Genomic DNA, 3,348 nt, shown 5'->3' with positions numbered 1-3,348 from the left:
CGGTTGGCCGGTCTCTATTATTTGTTCAATGTACTATTGAGCATCTATTACATGCAATACCTTCCCGGTAAGATAGCGGCCTGGGACGATCCACAGGCCACCATGGAAAACTTCTTGGACAACGAAATGCCCTTTAGGCTGTACATATTGGCAGGGGTCGCCGTACATATCAGTTTTATACTCCTTCCACTGACACTGCATAAGCTACTGGGGCACATCAACAAGCACTATGCGATGCTCATGGTGGTATTCGCCCTTGTCAGCGTCCCGATTTCCTTCACCATTCTCTTGGACCAGTATGAACTAATCTCACTCTTCAAGGATTATGCGGCCTTGGATAGCGCCCAACAGGCAGCAATGGATCTTCGCGTACTGGGTTCTTTTGAAAGCCTGTACAATGGTTTCTTCCTTTGTCAGACCTATTGGGGCCTTTGGCTGTTCCCTTTTGGGCTATTGGCCTTTAAGTCCGGTTTTCTTCCTAAATTTCTGGGCGTGGCCCTCATGTTGGGGTGCATCACCTATGTATTGGATATCATCGGGGGAACCCTGTTCCAGAATTATTACGATTTCGTGGACACCAACCTTCTTATACTCCCCGCCGCCATCGGGGAAATAGGCATGTGCATTTGGCTGTTGACATTCGGAACAAAGGAAAACATCAAGTTTTAAGGTCAAGGTATTATCATGTGAATTGGGGCCACCCACCCATTTAGGGTTTCTAGAATTCAATTAGTATCTTTACAAATAACTATGTTTTCTTAAATCAAGCATCTTCATGGATGATAAAATTATAGATTTTATTTCCCAATATATCACCCTGACGGCCAAGGAGATTGATATTATAAAAAATCAGAACTTCATTAAGACCTATGCCAAAGGTACCTGGGTTTTATCGAAGGAACAGATTGTGGACACCTGTTTTTTTGTGATAAAGGGATCCATCCGTAAATACTATCTTGTTGATGGCGAGGAGCGTTCAACCGACTTTTATTTGGAGAACCAGACCATCACTCCAGCAGGTTATTTGACCAAGGCAACTTCTGAATATTATTTGGAGTGTATGGAGGACTCGGTATTGGCGCTTGGTAGTGAAGAACGAAACACCCAATTGTTGGAGAAGGTTCCCAAGCTGCAATCCATGGTCTTGAACATGAACAATTCCCTGCTCATCGACTCCCACAATTCATTGGATGATTTTAAAAAGTTGAGTCCTGAAAAACGTTACTTGAAATTACTGGAGGAAAGACCAGAGCTTCTGCAAAGGATTCCATTGAAATACTTGGCCTCGTATTTGGGGATAACTTCCGTATCATTGAGTAGGATACGCAAACGGGTCACAACAAACAAGGTTCCTTAAAACAAGTTTTCCCTTCTTATCTTTTGTTAAGCACGTTTAATTTTCAATTGCGTTTTTTTGCTCCAAAAAATATCCACATGGAACTTTGGGAGCCCATCACAAACAAAAAGCGTTCGAGAACGCTCGGGATACTCTTCATTGCAGCAGCCCTTCTGGCCATGGCCAGCCTATCGATTTACACACCACTTTTTCAACAACTTGATTCTGACAAGGCCATTCACATTGAATCCGATCTTATGGTCACCGGAGTTGTACTTGAATTGCTCGTGGTATGTTCTGTTATCGGTACAGCCATGATGCTCTATCCCTACTTGAAGAGATACAACCCCATAATCGGAATGGGATACGTACTTTTCCGGTTTGCGGAGGCCATTGTAATCCTATTAGGAACCATATGCATCCTTATCATGATCGAGCTTTACGAGCAGGGACTTCCCCATGTACCAAAAGATTCGGGAAACATGGAGACCATTGCCTGGACCCTTGGTTCGATTTACAGAAAAACCCTTATCCTAGGTCCAAACTTTTTATTGGGTATCAATAGCATGTGTTATACCATAGTGATGTACAGGGCGCGATTGGTGTCTAAGACCATTTGCTTTATCGGGTTTACAGGATCCATAGCCATATTTACGGTTTCCCTCTTGGAATTATACGGGGTGGTAGATCAACTTTCCATTTTGGGGATGGTCATGGCAGTTCCCATTTTTCTATATGAAATGAGTTTTGCCATTTTTTTGATAAGGAAGGGATTCTCAATAACTCCAATACAGGATCATTGAATCTCATATCCAATTCAAACAAAAATGACGACCTCCCCTGCTGGATGCCAGTATGATTTCGGACCTACCGCTTTTTGTATACTTATGGGGAAACAGTTTAAAAGTAGTAGCTTGTAGACTGTAGACCCTGAATATGGTACCCCCCCCTTCAAATAAGGAACAGGATTTCATGATCAGTGGTTGGAAAATAGGTTTGCCCACCACATGTGGACACCCAATAAATGATACCCGAAACAATGGAAATGATTTTCCGAAAACCCAAAAAGAGCAACATTGAAGAAAAGAAGACAGTTTCATTTGATTAGCAATCTGGACCGTTTAGATTATTTTTTGAACCTTATACAATATGACAACAAACTTACATAGGCTAATTTTAACAATTAATTGATTATCCATCCATGGATTACAGGCGCAAATATTGTAGAAGGAATAAATGAAGATAGATTCGGGCAGGGCAATCCAAAATGCACCATCCCTCCGACCAAAGAAACAATCATATGGAAACCACAATACAAGTGAAATCAAGAAAGAAAACAGCCCGGTTGGCCGGTCTCTATTATTTGTTCAATGTACTATTGAGCATCTATTACATGCAATACCTTCCCGGTAAGATAGCGGCCTGGGACGATCCACAGGCCACCATGGAAAACTTCTTGGACAACGAAATGCCCTTTAGGCTGTACATATTGGCAGGGGTCGCCGTACATATCAGTTTTATACTCCTTCCACTGACACTGCATAAGCTACTGGGGCACATCAACAAGCACTATGCGATGCTCATGGTGGTATTCGCCCTTGTCAGCGTCCCGATTTCCTTCACCATTCTCTTGGACCAGTATGAACTAATCTCACTCTTCAAGGATTATGCGGCCTTGGATAGCGCCCAACAGGCAGCAATGGATCTTCGCGTACTGGGTTCTTTTGAAAGCCTGTACAATGGTTTCTTCCTTTGTCAGACCTATTGGGGCCTTTGGCTGTTCCCTTTTGGGCTATTGGCCTTTAAGTCCGGTTTTCTTCCTAAATTTCTGGGCGTGGCCCTCATGTTGGGGTGCATCACCTATGTATTGGATATCATCGGGGGAACCCTGTTCCAGAATTATTACGATTTCGTGGACACCAACCTTCTTATACTCCCCGCCGCCATCGGGGAAATAGGCATGTGCATTTGGCTGTTGACATTCGGAACAAAGGAAAACATCAAGTTTTAAG

The 3,348-nt window shown here is 43.0% G+C and carries 4 protein-coding genes; all 4 read left to right on the top strand.

Annotated features, from left to right (window positions below; all coding sequences use genetic code 11):
- Positions 1-669, top strand: a 669-nt coding sequence (locus tag D2V08_RS03250; RefSeq protein WP_147374060.1) for a DUF4386 domain-containing protein, incomplete at its 5' end; no start/stop codon positions are given.
- 106 nt (positions 670-775) lie between these two features.
- On the top strand, positions 776-1,357 hold the full coding sequence (locus D2V08_RS03245; RefSeq protein ID WP_119606672.1) for a Crp/Fnr family transcriptional regulator: 582 nt from the start codon (positions 776-778) through the stop codon (positions 1,355-1,357).
- Between the two features lie 77 nt (positions 1,358-1,434).
- A complete protein-coding gene (locus D2V08_RS03240) occupies positions 1,435-2,139 on the top strand; it encodes a DUF4386 domain-containing protein (protein ID WP_147374059.1) in 705 nt (234 codons plus the stop codon).
- A 497-nt stretch (positions 2,140-2,636) separates the two neighbouring features.
- Positions 2,637-3,347, top strand: coding sequence for a DUF4386 domain-containing protein (locus tag D2V08_RS03235; RefSeq protein ID WP_119606395.1), 711 nt, complete (start codon positions 2,637-2,639; stop codon positions 3,345-3,347).
- Position 3,348: the final 1 nt, after the last annotated feature.

It is taken from the genome of Flagellimonas lutimaris (assembly GCF_003581615.1).
Taxonomy (GTDB): Bacteria; Bacteroidota; Bacteroidia; order Flavobacteriales; family Flavobacteriaceae; genus Flagellimonas; species Flagellimonas lutimaris.
The sequence above is the reverse complement of the archived record's forward strand: the minus strand, read 5'-3'. Positions and strand labels throughout refer to the sequence as shown.

What these genes read in the sequence shown, in the direction of transcription:
- D2V08_RS03235 (WP_119606395.1), top strand. Translation starts at nt 2,637, where the DNA reads ATGGAAACCACAATACAAGTGAAATCAAGAAAGAAAACAGCCCGGTTG.
- D2V08_RS03245 (WP_119606672.1), top strand. Translation starts at nt 776, where the DNA reads ATGGATGATAAAATTATAGATTTTATTTCCCAATATATCACCCTGACG.
- D2V08_RS03240 (WP_147374059.1), top strand. Translation starts at nt 1,435, where the DNA reads ATGGAACTTTGGGAGCCCATCACAAACAAAAAGCGTTCGAGAACGCTC.